Source organism: Promicromonospora sp. Marseille-Q5078, assembly GCF_050315395.1.
Lineage (GTDB): Bacteria > Actinomycetota > Actinomycetes > Actinomycetales > Cellulomonadaceae > Isoptericola.
Genome location: NZ_JBNPQG010000001.1, coordinates 4,034,960 through 4,048,974, shown reverse-complemented (window position 1 = coordinate 4,048,974; position 14,015 = coordinate 4,034,960). Strand labels below are relative to the sequence as shown.

The following is a 14,015-nucleotide window of genomic DNA, read 5'->3' as shown; positions in this document are numbered from 1 at the left end:
GGGGCGCGTCATCATTGGGCAACCAAAGGAGGTTGTGGAACTTGCGGTCACGGGGTCGTGCCACGCGTCACCTCACGCTCGGCGGGCAGGTGCTGCTGCTGCAGCTCGCCGTGCTGCTCGTCGTGGTCGCGGCCGCCGCCGTCGTCTTCCTCGGGCAGGCCGACGCCGCGTTCCGCGACGACCGCGCCGACCGCCTGGAGATCGCGGCCGAGGGCCTGGCCGGCATCCCCGCCGTGCAGGAGACGCTCGCCGCCGAGGTGCCCGACCGGCCGGCGCTCGGCTTCTACCTGCAGACCCGGGCCGACTTCGTGGACGCGACCCACGCCTACGTCGCGGACGTCGACGGCCGGGTGCTCGTCGCCACGGACCCGACGCGCGTCGGTGAGCTCCTGGACCTGCCCGCCGACGCCGACGAGCGGGCGGGCAGCGGCGACGTGGACGACGTCGACGGCCGCTCGATCGCCGCCTGGGTGCCCGTGTACGGGGGCAGCACGCCCCGGCCGGTCGGCGTCGTCGTGCTGGCCGACCCGTACCCGCCGCTCACCGAGCGGGTCTCGCGGGCCGGCGGCGACGTGCTCGTGGTGCTCGGCATCGGCACGGCGCTCGCCGTGGCCGGGTCGTGGCTGCTGGCCCGGCTGGTCAAGCGCCGCACGCGGGGGCTCGAGCCGGCGCAGATCGCGGCGCTCGCGGACCACCGTGAGGGCGTGCTGCGGTCCATCCGCGAGGGCGTGGTCGTGGTGGGCGACGACGGCCGCGTGAGCCTCGTGAGCGACAGCGCCCGCGCGCTGCTCGGCCTCCCCGACGACGTCGGGGACCCCACGGGCCGTCGCCTCGACGACCTGGGCCTGGACCCCGCCGTCGTCGACCTGCTGCGCGGCACGGACGAGGTGCACGACGCCGTGCTCGTCTCCGGGGACACGGTGCTGGTGCTCAACCGTCGCCGCGTCCTGCACGACGGCCGACCGGCCGGCACGGTGACCACGCTGCGCGACCGCACGGAACTGCTGGCGCTGCAGAGCGAGCTGCACGCGCGCGAGAGCGTCACCGAGACGCTGCGGGCGCAGACGCACGAGTTCAGCAACCAGCTGCACACCGTGTCGGGGCTCATCGAGCTGGGCGAGTACGACGAGGTGGGCCGCTTCGTCGACCGGATCACGCGCCGCCGGGCCGACCTGAGCGACGTCGTCACGACGCGCGTCGCGGACCCGGCGGTCGCCGCGCTGCTCATCGCCAAGGCGACCCTCGCCGACGAGCGGCACGTCGAGCTGCTCGTCGACCCGGGCAGCGCGCTGCCGCGCCTGGACCCCGACCTGTCCGCCGACGTCGGCACCGTGCTCGGCAATCTGGTGGACAACGCCGTCGACGCCGCGGCGTGGGCCGCGGGCCCCGACGCACGGGGCGTCGCCGGGACGGCGATGGTCCGCGTGCGGCTGGCGGTGGACGGCCCCGCGCACGACGTCGTGGTCGAGGTCGCGGACAGCGGCCCCGGGGTGCCGCCCGAGCAGGCCGACGCGATCTTCGAGCGCGGGTGGAGCACCAAGCCGCACGGCGCGACCGGCCGCGGCGTGGGGCTCGCACTGGTGCACGTGCTGGCGCAGCGCCGCGGCGGTCGGGTGACGGTGCACAATGGCGACGCCCGCGCCGGGGAGGGCGGCGCCGTCTTCATCGCGCGGCTGCCGCAGGCCGTGGCGGGCGCGGGGTCCGCCGCCGGCGGACCGACCGACGAACCGACCGGCGAGGGGGTGCAGCAGGCGTGAGCCTCGACGTGCTGGTCGTGGAGGACGACTTCATGGTCGCGTCCATCCACCGCCGCTTCGTGGAGCGGGTGCCGGGCTTCCGCGTGGTCGGCGAGGCGCACTCGGGCGCCGACGCGCTCGCGGCCGTCGAGGCGCTGCGGCCCGACCTCGTGCTGCTCGACGTGCACCTGCCCGACATGAGCGGCATCGAGGTGCTGCGGCGCCTGCGCGCGGCCGGCCACGACCTCGGCGTCGTCGTCATCACCGCGGCCCGCGAGGCCGACACCGTGCGCGCGGCCGCGGCCGGCGGGGCCGCGCACTACCTGGTCAAGCCGTTCGCGTCCGAGGACCTCACGGCACGGCTCGAGGAGTTCCGCCGCTCCCGCGCGGCGCTCGAGGGCCTGGGCGACGCCGACGACGCCGACGGCGTCGACCGGGCGGACCTTCAGGCCGGCATCGACGCCGTCTTCGCCCGCACGCCGCAGGCCGCGCCGCGCGCGCCGCTGCCCAAGGGGCTGAGCCAGGAGACCGCGGACGCCGTGCTGGCGGCGCTCGCCGGCGGCGCCGAGCACAGCGCCGCCGAGTGCGCCGACGCCGTCGGTGTCAGCCGGGTGAGCGCGCGCCGGTACCTGGAGCACTTCGCGACGACGGGGCGCGCCGCGGTGCGCCTCAACTACGGCACCGCGGGGCGCCCCGAGCGCCGCTACCGGCTGCGCTGAGCCGGTAGCGGCGCCGCCGGGCGATCAGGCGTCCGCGCTCGGCCCGTACACGAACACCTCCGTCATGCCGCCCTCGAGGACGTCGACGCGGGCGCACGAGGCGCCGTCGTCGACCACCTCGGTCATCGGCACCTCGAACTCCTCGTCCGCGTACACCTCGTCGGCGACGGCACGGGCCTCGTCGAGCGAGAGGCACTCGTCCACGATCTGCATCCGCAAGGCGTCGATCGTCGGGTCGCCGTCAGGACCGAAGAGCTGCTCGAACGGGTCGTCGGACGCGGAGACGACGACCTGCCTGTCCCCGACGGACACCTCGCTGTAGGAGCACGACGGACCGTCTCCGGATGCCGTGTCCGGCGTGTCGGACCCCGCCGTGACCACGGTCCAGTCCTGCAGGCCGAGCCGGTCGATCTCGTCCTGCGCCCAGGCGACGGTCTCGGGGACCGGGCGGCACCCGAGCCAGCCGCCGTCGACCACGTCGGCGACGCTCCGCTGCAGCTCGACGACGCCGGACTCGACCGCCTGCGTACCCTCCAGCCGCTGCACGCCCTCGGGCACCTGGTCGGCGGGGGCCACAATCGTCTGGCCGTCCCACGCGAAGGCGACGGGGTCCTCGATCGGGGGCAGCCCTTCGTCGGCGAGCAGGGTGGTGCAGTCGGTGTACGGGTCGCCGGTGATCCAGGAGCCGGCGGCGTCGATATTCAGCCCCTCCGCCGTGTCCTCGTTCCAGGCGTGCACGCAGGTGACGCCCTCGCCGCTGGAGCCCTGGAACATCTGGATCGCCGCGTACGCCACGCCGCCTCCGGTGAGGACGGCGGCCAGGCCGATCGCCACCGAGCCGCGGCGTCCGAGGCGGCGTCGCCGGCGGACCGGGGCGCCGGCGGCGGGGAGGGTCGGCGCGGTCGCGCCGCGGGTGCTGGTCATGGTGATCTCCTCGCGCAGGGCGGCGAACGCCGCGCCGTCGACGGAGTCGAGGTCCGCCCGGCGGGCGGGGTCCGCGGCGCTCAGCCGCTTCATCAGGTCGCTCATCACGCCTCCTCGGTTCCGGGGCGGGCAGGTGCCCACCCGCTGATCACCTGTCCGGTCGGGTCGACCCGTTGCACCCGAGGGACGTCGTCCGCCGCGGCGAGGGCGGCCAGCTGGTCGGCGAGCCGCTTCCGCGCGCGGTGCAGCCGGACGCGGACCGTGGCCCGCGAGACGCCGAGCACCAGCGCGATCTCGTCCCGCGCCAGCTGCTCCCACGCGACCAGCCGCAGCAGCTCCTGGTCGTCGTCGCCGAGGCGCGCGAGCGCCTGCTCGATGTCGCTGGTGCCGTCGTCGGGTGGTGGCACGGTCTCGACGACCTCGGCCCGCAGGCGGTCCGCGAGGGCCAGGCGGCGCCGGGTCCCGCGGTGGAAGTTCGCGAGGACGCGGCGCGCGACGCCGAACATCCAGGGCCGCGCGTCGGCGCCCTCCGGCACGTCCTCGATGCGCCGCCAGGCGACGAGGTACGCCTCGGCGACGACGTCGGCGGCGTCGGCCGGGTCGGCCACGCGCCGCACCGCGTAGGCGAGCAGCGGGCGGTGCGTGCTCTCGAAGAGCGTGGTGAAGCGCGCCTCGTGGTCGGGCGGTTCGGGGACTGGCATCGGTGGCCCTTCGACAGGGAGACGGTGACGACAGTGCCATGTCCGGCTCCGGTCGGAGCGTTGCAGGCCGTCGTGGGGCTGCTCGCGGCGCCGCGGGTTCGGTCGCGGCTGCGCGCGCGGAGCGGGCGGTCCCGGCGATGGCGCAGGCTAGGAGCATGCGCCTCCTGCTGCTGCGACACGGACAGACGCCCTCCAACGTGGCGGGCCTGCTCGACACCGGTGCCCCCGGGCCGCGGCTGACGCCGCTCGGCGAGAGCCAGGCCGCGGCCGTGCCGGTGGCGCTGGAGGGGCGACGCATCGACGCCCTCGCGGTCTCGTCCCTGCGGCGGACCGCGCTCACCGCGCGGCCGCTGGCCGACGACCGCGCCCTGCGCCCCGCCGTCCTCGACGGGCTCCGCGAGATCGAGGCCGGCGCCCTCGAGATGTCCGCCGACCTCGCCGACCACCACACCTACCTGGAGACCGTGTTCGCCTGGTCCCGCGGCGACCTGTCGCGCCGCATGCCCGGCGGACACGACGGCGACGCGTTCCTCGCCCGGTTCGACGACGCCGTCGCGGCGCTCGCCGCCCGCGACCACGGCGTCGTCCTCGCCGTCTCCCACGGCGCGGCGATCCGCTCGTGGGCGAGCGCCCGCGTCCAGGGGCTCGACGTCGACGAGGTCGAGCACACCCCGCTCGCCAACACCGGCCTCATCGAGGTCGAGGGCGACCCCGCGTCGGGATGGCGCCTGGTCGGGTGGACCCGCGAGCCCGTCGGTGGCGAGCGGCTCGACGCCGTCGTCGCGAACGACCCCACCGGGGAGCCCGTCGACGACTGATCCGGGGCCGGTGCGAGGATGCCCCGATGACGGTCGGTGCGGAGCTGTGGGACGTCCTCGACGAGCAGGGCGAACCGACGGGCGAGGTCGTCCGCCGAGGGGCACCCGGGTGGCCCTCGGGGCGGTTCCACCTGGTGGTGGCCACGTGCGTCGTGCGGGCTGACGGGCGCGTCCTGCTGACCCAGCGCGCGGCGACCAAGGAGTTCCCGCTGGCGTGGGAGCTCCCCGGCGGCAGCGCGCTCGCGGGCGAGCCGAGCCCGCGGGCCGCGGCGCGCGAGCTGCGCGAGGAGACCGGGCTGGAGGTGGCGCTCGCCGACCTCGGGCTCGCCGGTCGCTTCACCGAGGCGTCCGCGTTCGTGGACCTGTACGTCGCGGCCGTGCGAGATCCCGGGGGACCGGAGCTGCGCCTCGACCCGGGCGAGGTCCACGCCGCCGAGTGGGTCACCCTCGGGACCGTCGAGGCGCGCCTGGCCGCCGGGCGGCTCGCCGAGCCGTGGACGGCGCGGCTCGGCGCGCTCTGGCCGGAGGTCCGCCGTCGCGCCTGTGCCAGCATGCGTCCATGACGACGGTGACGCTCCGCGCGATGACGCCCACGGAGTTCGAGGAGTGGCAGGCCACGCTGGCCGAGGACTACGCGGCCGAGAAGGTCGCCGCGGGGGCGTGGCCGCGCGAGGGGGCGGTGCAGCGGGCGCGGGACGAGAACGCGCGCCTCCTGCCCCGGGGCGCGGGCACGGAGCGGATGCTGTTCCTGCGCGGCGTCGACGCCGAGGGCGAGCCGGTCGGCCGCGCCTGGGTGGCGCTGGACCACCCGCGGGGCGCGCCCGGGGTCGCGTTCCTGTACGACATCGAGGTCGTCGAGGAGCGCCGTGGCCGCGGCCTCGGGCGCGCGCTCCTCGCGGCGGTGGAGGGCTCCGCCCGGGCTGCGGGCGCCACCGCGCTGGAGCTGAACGTCTTCGGGCACAACGCCGCGGCGGTCTCCCTGTACGGGTCGTCCGGGTACGACGTGGTCACGCAGCAGATGCGCAAGACCTTCTGAGGAGGTCGCCCCCGGGGGCGCGCGGTCGTCAGCGGGGGAGCGGCCCGCTGTAGGCGACGCGGGCCTCCTCGACGGCGGGCAGGTGCTGGTCGGTCCAGTCGGCCAGGGCGGCGAAGACCGGGGACAGGCTCCGCCCGAGGTCGGTGATCTCGTACTCGACGCGCGGCGGCACCTCGGCGTGATAGTGCCGCAGCACCAGGCCGTCGCGCTCGAGCTGTCGGAGGCGCTCGGTGAGGACCTTGGGCGTGATGCCGCCCAGCGCCCGCTCGAGCTGGCCGAACCGCACCCGACCCGACCGGTGGAGCGTCCACAGGATCGGGGTCGTCCAGCGGCTGAAGAGCAGGTCGACGGCGGGGCTGATCCGGCACGCGGCGACCGGGTCGGCGGCGGTCGGGTCGGTGAGGGTCATACCGCTCCAATACTTTCCAGGGGGAACCTGCTCGGCGGGCGTTCCTAGTCTCCTCGTGTCGCCGCCGGAAGGGCGGGACCCGGGGCCGTCGGCGCCGGACATGCCTCGTCGAGGAGCGTTCCCCATGATCGTCGTCACCGGTGCCACAGGAAACGTCGGCCGCCCGCTCGTGGAGTCCCTCGCGGGCGCCGGCCACGCCGTGACGGCCGTGTCCCGCGGAGTGTCCTCTCCCGTGCCTGCGCGGCGCGGGGTGACGCCCGTGACCGCGGACCTGGCCGTGGCCGGCTCCCTGACGCCCGCGCTGCAGGGCGCGAAGGCCCTGTTCCTCCTGGTCTCCGGGGCGGGCGCGCACGTCGACGGCGCCGCCGTGCTGGAGGGTGCCGCCCGCGCCGGCGTGGGCCGCGTCGTCCTGCTGTCGTCGCAGGCCGCCGGCACCCGGCCCGGCTCCGTCTCGCACGCGCCGCTCGCCGCGCTGGAGGAGGACGTGCGGTCGTCCGGCATGGACTGGACGATCCTCCGGCCCGGCGGCTTCACGACGAACGCGTTCGCCTGGGCGCCCTCGATCCGTGCCCGGCGCACCGTGTTCGCGCCCTACCCCGATGTCGCGCTGCCGGCCGTGGCCCCGCTCGACATCGCCGAGACGGCCGCGGCCGCGCTGACGGGCGACGACCACGCCGGCCGGACCTACACGCTCACCGGCCCGGAGCCGACCAGCCCGCGGCGCCGGGTCGAGATCCTCGGCGCCGCGCTCGGTGAGCGCCTGGAGCTCGTCGAGCTCGAGCACGACCAGGCGCGGGAACAGCTGCTCCAGGTCATGCCCGAGCCGGTGGCCGACGGCACGCTCGACATCCTCGGCCGCCCGACGCCCGAGGAACGCCGGGTCAGCCCGGACGTCGACGACGTGCTGGGACGGCCCGCCTCCTCGTTCGCCGACTGGGCCGCCCGGAACGTCGAGGCCTTTCGCCGCTGACACCGGCGACGTGACGGGGGCCTCTCCGGGAGCAGCACCCGTCCGCGGTGCTGTCGGGGGACACTGGAGGACAGCAATGTCTGCGAGATGAGGAGTCCTAGGTGCCCCAGGGAACTGTCCGATGGTTCGACGCCGACCGAGGGTTCGGCTTCATCGACCTCGGGAACGAGGCCGAGGACCTGTTCGTGCACGCGTCCGAGATCGTCGGCGACGACGGGCCGAAGCTGCTCCGCGAGGGGCAGGTCGTCGAGTTCGAGGTGGGCGAGGGCGACCGTGGCCCGCAGGCGCGCCGCGTCCGGGTCACGGGCGACGTGGCCGACGACGCGACCGTGGGCGTGCTCGGCACGGTCGCCTGGTACGAGCCGGCCAAGGGATACGGCTTCGTCACCCCCGACGACGGTCGCGGCGAGATCTTCGTGCACAGCTCGGCCATCGTCACCGGCGGTGTGATCGCGGAGGGGCAGCGGGTCGCGTTCCTCGTCGTCGACGGGGAGAAGGGGCCGCAGGCGGACCACCTGCTCCCGCTCGGGGCGCAGGCCGCACCGCAGGCGACCGACGGCGCGGACGGCACGGTGTCCTGGTTCGACGACGTCAAGGGCTTCGGGTTCATCGCCCCCGACGGGGGCGGCGAGGACGTCTTCGTCCACGTCAAGGCGCTCGGCGGCGGGCTGACCGAGCTCTCCGAGGGGGCGCGCGTGACGTACGACGTCGTCGCCGGCGACAAGGGGCCGAACGCCCGCCACGTGCAGCTCGTGCGCGGCTCCGGGGGCGCGCGTCCGGCCGCGGACCGCGGCCGGCCGGGCCGTCCCGCGGCATCCGGCGGGCCCGTGCGCGGAGGCGAGGGCACCGTCGCGCGCTACGACGCGGACCGCGGTTTCGGCTTCATCACGCCCGACGCCGGGGGTGCGGACCTGTTCGTGCACGTGTCGGTCGTGCGGGGCGTCGAGTTCCTGGAGGAGGGCGACCGGGTCCGGTTCAAGGTGCGTCAGAGCGACCGGGGCCCGCAGGCCGACGGCGTCGAGCTGGTGTGAGAGCGGCCGTTCGCTCACAGCGAACGGCCGGTCCTGCCTGGGGGAATACCCGCGCGGCGAGCAAGGTTGAGCCAAGCAGACTCAACTTTGGCGCCCGCGGTTTGCGAGGCGGGGACGCCGAGATCTACGTTGAGTGCAGTTGACTCAACCTCGGGCGCAAAGGCGCCCGGACGTCCGCATGGAGGCAGCACACATGGCTCGAGCAGTCGGTATCGACCTGGGCACCACCAACTCGGTGGTCACCGTCCTGGAGGGCGGCGAGCCCACCGTCATCGCGAACGCGGAGGGGTCGCGCACGACGCCGTCCGTCGTCGCGTTCTCCAAGACCGGCGAGGTCCTCGTCGGTGAGGTGGCCAAGCGCCAGGCGGTCACCAACGTCGACCGCACCATCTCGTCGGTCAAGCGCCACATGGGCACCGACTGGTCGGTCGAGATCGACGACAAGAAGTACACCGCGCAGGAGATCTCGGCGCGCGTGCTCGGCAAGCTCAAGCGCGACGCCGAGGAGTACCTGGGCGAGCCCGTCACCGACGCGGTCATCACCGTCCCGGCGTACTTCAACGACGCCGAGCGCCAGGCCACGAAGGACGCCGGCCAGATCGCCGGCCTGAACGTGACCCGCATCGTCAACGAGCCCACCGCGGCCGCGCTCGCGTACGGCCTGGAGAAGGGCAAGGAGGACGAGCTCATCCTCGTCTTCGACCTGGGCGGCGGCACGTTCGACGTCTCGCTCCTCGAGGTCGGCAAGGACGAGGACGACTTCTCCACCATCCAGGTGCGCGCCACCTCCGGCGACAACCGCCTCGGCGGCGACGACTGGGACCAGCGCGTCGTGGACCACCTCATCAAGCAGGTGAAGAACAACGACGGCGTCGACCTGTCCAAGGACAAGATCGCGCTGCAGCGTCTGCGCGAGGCGGCCGAGCAGGCCAAGAAGGAGCTCTCGTCCGCGACGAGCACCAACGTCTCGATGCAGTACCTCTCCATGAGCGAGAACGGGCCGATCCACCTCGACGAGAAGATCACCCGTGCGCAGTTCCAGCAGATGACGCAGGACCTCATCGACCGCACCAAGGCGCCGTTCCACGCGGTCATCCGCGACGCCGGCATCTCCGTGTCCGACATCGACCACGTCGTGCTCGTGGGTGGTTCCACCCGCATGCCGGCGGTGTCCGAGGTCGTCAAGGAGCTCACCGGCGGCAAGGACGCCAACAAGGGCGTCAACCCGGACGAGGTCGTCGCCGTGGGCGCGGCCCTGCAGGCCGGCGTCATCGGCGGCGAGCGCAAGGACGTGCTGCTGATCGACGTCACCCCGCTGTCCCTCGGCATCGAGACCAAGGGCGGCGTGATGACCAAGCTCATCGAGCGCAACACGGCCATCCCGACCAAGCGCAGCGAGATCTTCTCCACGGCGGAGGACAACCAGCCGTCCGTGGCGATCCAGGTCTTCCAGGGCGAGCGCGAGTTCACCCGCGACAACAAGCCGCTGGGCACGTTCGAGCTCACCGGCATCGCCCCGGCGCCCCGCGGCGTCCCGCAGATCGAGGTCACCTTCGACATCGACGCGAACGGCATCGTGCACGTGTCCGCCAAGGACCGCGGCACGGGCACCGAGCAGTCGATGAAGATCACCGGCGGGTCGGCCCTCCCCAAGGAGGACATCGACCGCATGGTGAAGGACGCCGAGGAGCACGCGGCCGAGGACAAGAAGCGTCGCGAGGAGGCCGAGACCCGCAACCAGGCCGAGGCCTTCGCGTACTCGATGGAGAAGCAGATCGCGGACAACCGCGACAAGCTTCCCGCCGAGGTCGTGACCGAGGTCGAGGCGGACATCGCCGGCGTCAAGACCGCCCTGGAGGGCGAGGACGCCGACGCCGTCAAGACCGCGTACGAGAAGCTCGGCGCCTCGTCGCAGAAGATCGGCCAGGCGCTCTACGCCACGGCCGAGCAGGAGCAGGCCGCGGGCGAGCCCGAGGCCGCCGCCGACGACGCCGCCTCGGCGGCGGGCAGCACGTCCGCCTCCGACGAGGACGTGGTCGACGCCGAGATCGTCGACGACGAGGACGACAAGAAGTGACGGACCAGAACCCGCAGGGGACCCCCGAGCCTGACGAGGGCTCGGGGGAGACCCCGTTCCAGTTCACCGACAAGCGCAAGGTCGACCCGGAGTCGGGCGAGGCGCGCGCCGCCGAGCCCGCCCCCGAGCCCGGCTCCGAGGCGGGGGAGGGCGACCCGCTCGCGGCGCTCGACTTCGAGCCCGAGGGCGAGGCCGCCGAGAGCGCCGAGGTGCTCAAGGCCAAGGCCGAGGCGGCGGATCACCTGGACGCGCTGCAGCGCGAGCGGGCGTCGTTCACCAACTACCGCAACCGGTCGATCCGCGACCAGGAGGCGGCGCGGGTGCAGGGCACGCAGGACGTGCTCACTGCGCTGCTGCCCGTGCTCGACGACATCGAGCGCGCCAAGCAGCACGCCGAGCTGAGCGGGCCCATGGCGGCCATCGCGGAGAAGCTCGACGCGTCGCTGGCGCGGTTCGGGGTCGAGCGGTTCGGCCAGGTCGGGGAGGAGTTCGACCCGACGGTGCACGAGGCCCTCATGCATCAGGCCGACGCCGACGCGACCGCCACCACCGTCACGCTGGTGGTGGACCCCGGCTACCGCATCGGCGACAAGGTGGTCCGCGCCGCCCGCGTCGGGGTCGTCGGGCCCGAGTAGCACCGCGACCGCCGGTTGAGCCTGTCGAAACCCGCCCCAGGGTTTCGACAGGCTCAACCAGCACTCGAACGGCGAGGATGATGAGATCACGAGCATGACCAGGAAGGGGGCGTCGTGACAGGTCAGGACTGGATGGAGAAGGACTTCTACTCCGCGCTGGGCGTCCCCAAGGACGCGGACGACGCGGCCGTCAAGAAGGCGTACCGCAAGCTGGCGCGCAGGTACCACCCGGACCAGAACCCGGGCGACGAGGCCGCCGAGGCGAAGTTCAAGGAGATCGGCGAGGCGTACGCGGTGCTCTCGGACGCCGAGCAGCGCCGGCAGTACGACGCCGTGCGGGCCATGGCCGGCGGCGGCGCCCGCTTCGCGGCGGGGCCGGGCGGCGGCGGGACCAACGGTTTCGAGGACGTCTTCGGCTCGATGTTCGGCGGTGCCGGCGGCCCGAACGTGCGCTACCAGCAGTACCCCCAGGGCGGCGCCGCGGGCGGCGGTGGGTTCGAGGACATCCTCAGCTCGATGCTCGGCGGCCAGGGCGGCTTCCGCAGCACCGGCGGCGGCCGGCGCGCCGGCTTCACCACGCCACAGCGTGGCCCGGACGTCGCGGCGGAGACCACGCTGCCGTTCCGCACGGCCGTGGAAGGCGCCACCGTGGAGTTCACGGTGGACGGCCGCAAGGTCAAGACCAAGATCCCCGCCGGGGTGAACGACGGGCGCAGGCTCCGCATCCCCGGCAAGGGCCGCCCTGGCACGGGCGGCGGTGACGCCGGCGACCTGGTGGTCACCGTGCACGTGTCTCCGCACCCGGTGTTCACGCTCGACGGCGCCCACCTGCGCATGACCGTGCCCGTCACCTTCGCGGAGGCCGCGCTCGGCACGACGCTCGAGGTGCCGACGCTCGACGGGCAGACCGTGCGGCTCAAGGTCCCGGCGGGCACGCCGTCGGGCCGCGTGCTGCGCGTCAAGGGCCGCGGGGTGAAGACCGCGAAGGCGCAGGGCGACCTGCTCGTCACGGTGCAGGTGACCGTGCCGCAGAAGCTCGGCAAGAAGGCGAAGGAGGCGCTCGAGGCGTTCGCCGCCGAGAGCGACCACGAGGACGTGCGGGCAGGGCTGGCGCAGCGCGCCGCGGAGTGAGGCCCCCGACGACGTCCACCGCGCGAGGGAGGTAGCGATGGTCACCGAGGACGCCCCGGTGCTGACCGTGTCGCAGGCGGCCGGGCTCGCCGGGATGCACCCGCAGACCCTGCGCCAGTACGACCGGCTCGGCCTGGTGACGCCCCGGCGCACCGCCGGCCGTGGCCGGCGCTACTCCCAGCGCGACGTGTCGCGCCTGCTGGAGATCCAGCGCCTCGCGCAGGTGGAGGGCATCAACCTCGCCGGGATCCGGCGCATCCTCGACCTGCAGGAACACGTGGCGCAGCTCGAAGGTCGCCTCGCCGCCCTCGCGATGCAGCCGGGGGGCCGGGTGTTCGCCGCCGGGTCCTCGGGCGACGTCGTCGTCGTGCGGCGCGGGCAGCGCGTGCGTCGCGCCGAGCGGGCGGAGCTGGAGGCCGAGGAGGGGGCGCTGGTGCTCTGGCGCCCCCTGCCCCGCCGCGGCTGACCGTCTTACGCAACGCAATTCTTCTTTAATTCACGAAGCAATGGGTAAGGCTTTCCTTAGTGAATTCGATGTCGAATTCACTGTGCATATTCGCGCGAGAGGAATATCCTGGCCGAAGGCGGCGAGAGCCGACGACGAGCGGCGAGGAGGGCACGATGAGCACTCTGATGGAGATGCCCGAGGTGACCGAGTGCACGGTCGAGGGCTGCGGCTACAACCACGAGCACGGCTGCCACGCCGGCGCGGTGACCATCGCCGGGCACCGTGGCGACGCGTCGTGCGCCACGTTCATCCCGCTGAGCACCAAGGGTGGCCTGGAGAAGGTCGTCGCCCACGTGGGCGCGTGCCAGCGCGGCGACTGCGTCCACAACCACGACCTGGAGTGCGCGGCGGGCGCCATCCGCGTCGGGCCCGGCCCCGACGACGCGGGCCACGCCGACTGCCTCACGTACGCCCAGCACTGACGGAACCTCAGCGACTGACGGAAACTCAGTGATCGAGCCCGTCGAGACCTCGTCTCGGCGGGCTCGAGCCGTGTCGTCGGCCCGGATCAGCGGGCCAGCTGCCCCAGCAGCTCGGTGGCGGCGGCGTGCGACGACGGCAGACGCTCCACCCACACCCGGGTGGGGCGCCGCAGCGAGTCCCCGAGGCCCATGAGGGCGGCGTTGCGCTCCACGACGCTGCGCGTCGCCTTCGCCAGGTCGGGCACGCCGGTGTCGCGGCGCGCCAGCACGGTGAAGACGCCGTCGGTCAGCGCGGCCATCGGGTGCCCCTCGCCGAACACCTGCTCGAGCGCCCGCCCGACCGTCGCAGAACGCGCCGCGCGGTCCCAGGGCGCCAGCCCGTCGACCGCGACGTCGACGACGAGGATGCAGTACGTGTTCGGGACGTCGTCCTCCCGCCCCACGGCGGCGCCGTAGGTCTCCCGCAGCCGCTCGACGAGGTACTCGCGCGTCGGGAGCCCCGTGGCGGGGTCGCGGACCGCGCCCGGCGCGGGCTCGGCGTCCCGGCCCCGCACCCAGCCGACGGCGACGGCGCGGATGGCGTCCGGGTCCGCCGGGCGCTGGGTGGCGCGGTACAGGCACTCGACGTCGTCGAGCGCCTCGCCCAGGCCGACGCCGGCACGGCCGCGCGCGGCCCCGAGGCGGTGGGCGGCGGCGTGGGGGGAGCGGCCGTCGTCGAAGGCCTCGACCAGTGCGTCGACCGCAGGGTGGTACCAGTCGTCGGGGCGCAGCCAGACCTCGGCGAGGCTGGTGGCGCGCCAGCGGTCGAGCACGTCCGAGCCTTGCTCAGGCGCGTCCGCGGGCCCGCTCATGGACCGGTTCATGATGAAGAGACACCCATGGCAAGCAATCATGACGC

At 74.2% G+C, this 14,015-nt stretch carries 16 protein-coding genes; 12 read left to right on the top strand and 4 right to left on the bottom strand.

The annotated features are described in order from the left end of the window. Nucleotides 1-41: 41 nt before the first annotated feature. Both ACQFYA_RS18645 and ACQFYA_RS18640 read left to right on the top strand, forming a co-directional pair. Nucleotides 42-1,757: a sensor histidine kinase gene (locus ACQFYA_RS18645; RefSeq protein ID WP_499126639.1), complete on the top strand. Its 1,716-nt coding sequence runs from the start codon at nt 42-44 to the stop codon at nt 1,755-1,757. Next, on the top strand, nt 1,754-2,455 hold the full coding sequence (locus tag ACQFYA_RS18640) for a response regulator (RefSeq protein ID WP_499126637.1): 702 nt from the start codon (nt 1,754-1,756) through the stop codon (nt 2,453-2,455). Before ACQFYA_RS18645 ends, ACQFYA_RS18640 begins: the two co-directional genes overlap by 4 nt. A gap of 24 nt (nt 2,456-2,479) precedes the next feature. Here ACQFYA_RS18640 and ACQFYA_RS18635 read toward each other — a convergent pair whose 3' ends face one another. After that, nucleotides 2,480-3,484 (bottom strand): hypothetical protein, encoded by a 1,005-nt coding sequence (locus ACQFYA_RS18635; RefSeq protein ID WP_499126635.1) that lies wholly within the window; start codon nt 3,482-3,484, stop codon nt 2,480-2,482. Further along, nucleotides 3,484-4,080 (bottom strand): RNA polymerase sigma factor, encoded by a 597-nt coding sequence (locus ACQFYA_RS18630; protein ID WP_499126634.1) that lies wholly within the window; start codon nt 4,078-4,080, stop codon nt 3,484-3,486. Before ACQFYA_RS18630 ends, ACQFYA_RS18635 begins: the two co-directional genes overlap by 1 nt. Before the next feature lie 155 nt (nt 4,081-4,235). Between ACQFYA_RS18630 and ACQFYA_RS18625 the strand changes: the two genes are divergently transcribed. Genes ACQFYA_RS18625 through ACQFYA_RS18615 form a run of 3 tightly spaced genes read left to right on the top strand, consistent with a single transcriptional unit; the run spans nt 4,236 to nt 5,934 of the window. Beyond that, nucleotides 4,236-4,898, top strand: a complete 663-nt coding sequence (locus tag ACQFYA_RS18625) for a histidine phosphatase family protein (RefSeq protein ID WP_499126632.1) — start codon at nt 4,236-4,238, stop codon at nt 4,896-4,898. A gap of 26 nt (nt 4,899-4,924) precedes the next feature. Beyond that, a complete protein-coding gene (locus tag ACQFYA_RS18620; protein ID WP_499126630.1) occupies nt 4,925-5,461 on the top strand; it encodes an NUDIX hydrolase in 537 nt (178 codons plus the stop codon). Further along, nucleotides 5,458-5,934: a GNAT family N-acetyltransferase gene (locus tag ACQFYA_RS18615; RefSeq protein WP_499126629.1), complete on the top strand. Its 477-nt coding sequence runs from the start codon at nt 5,458-5,460 to the stop codon at nt 5,932-5,934. Before ACQFYA_RS18620 ends, ACQFYA_RS18615 begins: the two co-directional genes overlap by 4 nt. 28 nt (nt 5,935-5,962) lie before the next feature. Here the strand turns inward: ACQFYA_RS18615 and ACQFYA_RS18610 are convergent, their stop codons facing one another. Beyond that, entirely contained in the window at nt 5,963-6,343 is a 381-nt protein-coding gene (locus ACQFYA_RS18610) for a winged helix-turn-helix transcriptional regulator (protein WP_499126628.1), read from the bottom strand. Between the two features lie 124 nt (nt 6,344-6,467). Here ACQFYA_RS18610 and ACQFYA_RS18605 point away from each other — a divergent pair, with 124 nt between their 5' ends. The 7 genes from ACQFYA_RS18605 to ACQFYA_RS18575 all read left to right on the top strand — a co-directional run bounded on the left by ACQFYA_RS18605 (nt 6,468) and on the right by ACQFYA_RS18575 (nt 13,117). Further along, a complete protein-coding gene (locus tag ACQFYA_RS18605) occupies nt 6,468-7,313 on the top strand; it encodes an SDR family oxidoreductase (protein ID WP_499126626.1) in 846 nt (281 codons plus the stop codon). 101 nt (nt 7,314-7,414) lie between these two features. Next, on the top strand, nt 7,415-8,344 hold the full coding sequence (locus ACQFYA_RS18600) for a cold-shock protein (RefSeq protein ID WP_499126624.1): 930 nt from the start codon (nt 7,415-7,417) through the stop codon (nt 8,342-8,344). A 193-nt stretch (nt 8,345-8,537) separates the two neighbouring features. After that, nucleotides 8,538-10,421, top strand: coding sequence for a molecular chaperone DnaK (dnaK, locus tag ACQFYA_RS18595; protein ID WP_499126622.1), 1,884 nt, complete (start codon nt 8,538-8,540; stop codon nt 10,419-10,421). Continuing rightward, entirely contained in the window at nt 10,418-11,056 is a 639-nt protein-coding gene (gene grpE / locus ACQFYA_RS18590; protein ID WP_499126621.1) for a nucleotide exchange factor GrpE, read from the top strand. The genes dnaK and grpE overlap by 4 nt, the downstream gene beginning before the upstream one ends. A gap of 114 nt (nt 11,057-11,170) precedes the next feature. Beyond that, entirely contained in the window at nt 11,171-12,187 is a 1,017-nt protein-coding gene (locus ACQFYA_RS18585; protein ID WP_499126619.1) for a DnaJ C-terminal domain-containing protein, read from the top strand. A 37-nt stretch (nt 12,188-12,224) separates the two neighbouring features. Next, a complete protein-coding gene (locus ACQFYA_RS18580; RefSeq protein WP_499126617.1) occupies nt 12,225-12,653 on the top strand; it encodes a heat shock protein transcriptional repressor HspR in 429 nt (142 codons plus the stop codon). A gap of 155 nt (nt 12,654-12,808) precedes the next feature. Continuing rightward, nucleotides 12,809-13,117, top strand: coding sequence for a DUF1540 domain-containing protein (locus tag ACQFYA_RS18575; RefSeq protein ID WP_499126615.1), 309 nt, complete (start codon nt 12,809-12,811; stop codon nt 13,115-13,117). A gap of 86 nt (nt 13,118-13,203) precedes the next feature. Here ACQFYA_RS18575 and ACQFYA_RS18570 read toward each other — a convergent pair whose 3' ends face one another. Continuing rightward, nucleotides 13,204-13,968, bottom strand: coding sequence for a hypothetical protein (locus tag ACQFYA_RS18570; protein ID WP_499126613.1), 765 nt, complete (start codon nt 13,966-13,968; stop codon nt 13,204-13,206). Between the last annotated feature and the right edge of the window lie 47 nt (nt 13,969-14,015).

Bases quoted from the DNA above. Each gene is read 5' to 3' on its own strand.
- ACQFYA_RS18635 (WP_499126635.1), bottom strand. From the start codon at position 3,484: ATGAGCGACCTGATGAAGCGGCTGAGCGCCGCGGACCCCGCCCGCCGG.
- ACQFYA_RS18630 (WP_499126634.1), bottom strand. From the start codon at position 4,080: ATGCCAGTCCCCGAACCGCCCGACCACGAGGCGCGCTTCACCACGCTC.
- ACQFYA_RS18625 (WP_499126632.1), top strand. From the start codon at position 4,236: ATGCGCCTCCTGCTGCTGCGACACGGACAGACGCCCTCCAACGTGGCG.
- ACQFYA_RS18620 (WP_499126630.1), top strand. From the start codon at position 4,925: ATGACGGTCGGTGCGGAGCTGTGGGACGTCCTCGACGAGCAGGGCGAA.
- ACQFYA_RS18615 (WP_499126629.1), top strand. From the start codon at position 5,458: ATGACGACGGTGACGCTCCGCGCGATGACGCCCACGGAGTTCGAGGAG.
- ACQFYA_RS18610 (WP_499126628.1), bottom strand. From the start codon at position 6,343: ATGACCCTCACCGACCCGACCGCCGCCGACCCGGTCGCCGCGTGCCGG.
- ACQFYA_RS18605 (WP_499126626.1), top strand. From the start codon at position 6,468: ATGATCGTCGTCACCGGTGCCACAGGAAACGTCGGCCGCCCGCTCGTG.
- dnaK (WP_499126622.1), top strand. From the start codon at position 8,538: ATGGCTCGAGCAGTCGGTATCGACCTGGGCACCACCAACTCGGTGGTC.
- ACQFYA_RS18580 (WP_499126617.1), top strand. From the start codon at position 12,225: ATGGTCACCGAGGACGCCCCGGTGCTGACCGTGTCGCAGGCGGCCGGG.
- ACQFYA_RS18575 (WP_499126615.1), top strand. From the start codon at position 12,809: ATGAGCACTCTGATGGAGATGCCCGAGGTGACCGAGTGCACGGTCGAG.
- ACQFYA_RS18570 (WP_499126613.1), bottom strand. From the start codon at position 13,968: ATGAGCGGGCCCGCGGACGCGCCTGAGCAAGGCTCGGACGTGCTCGAC.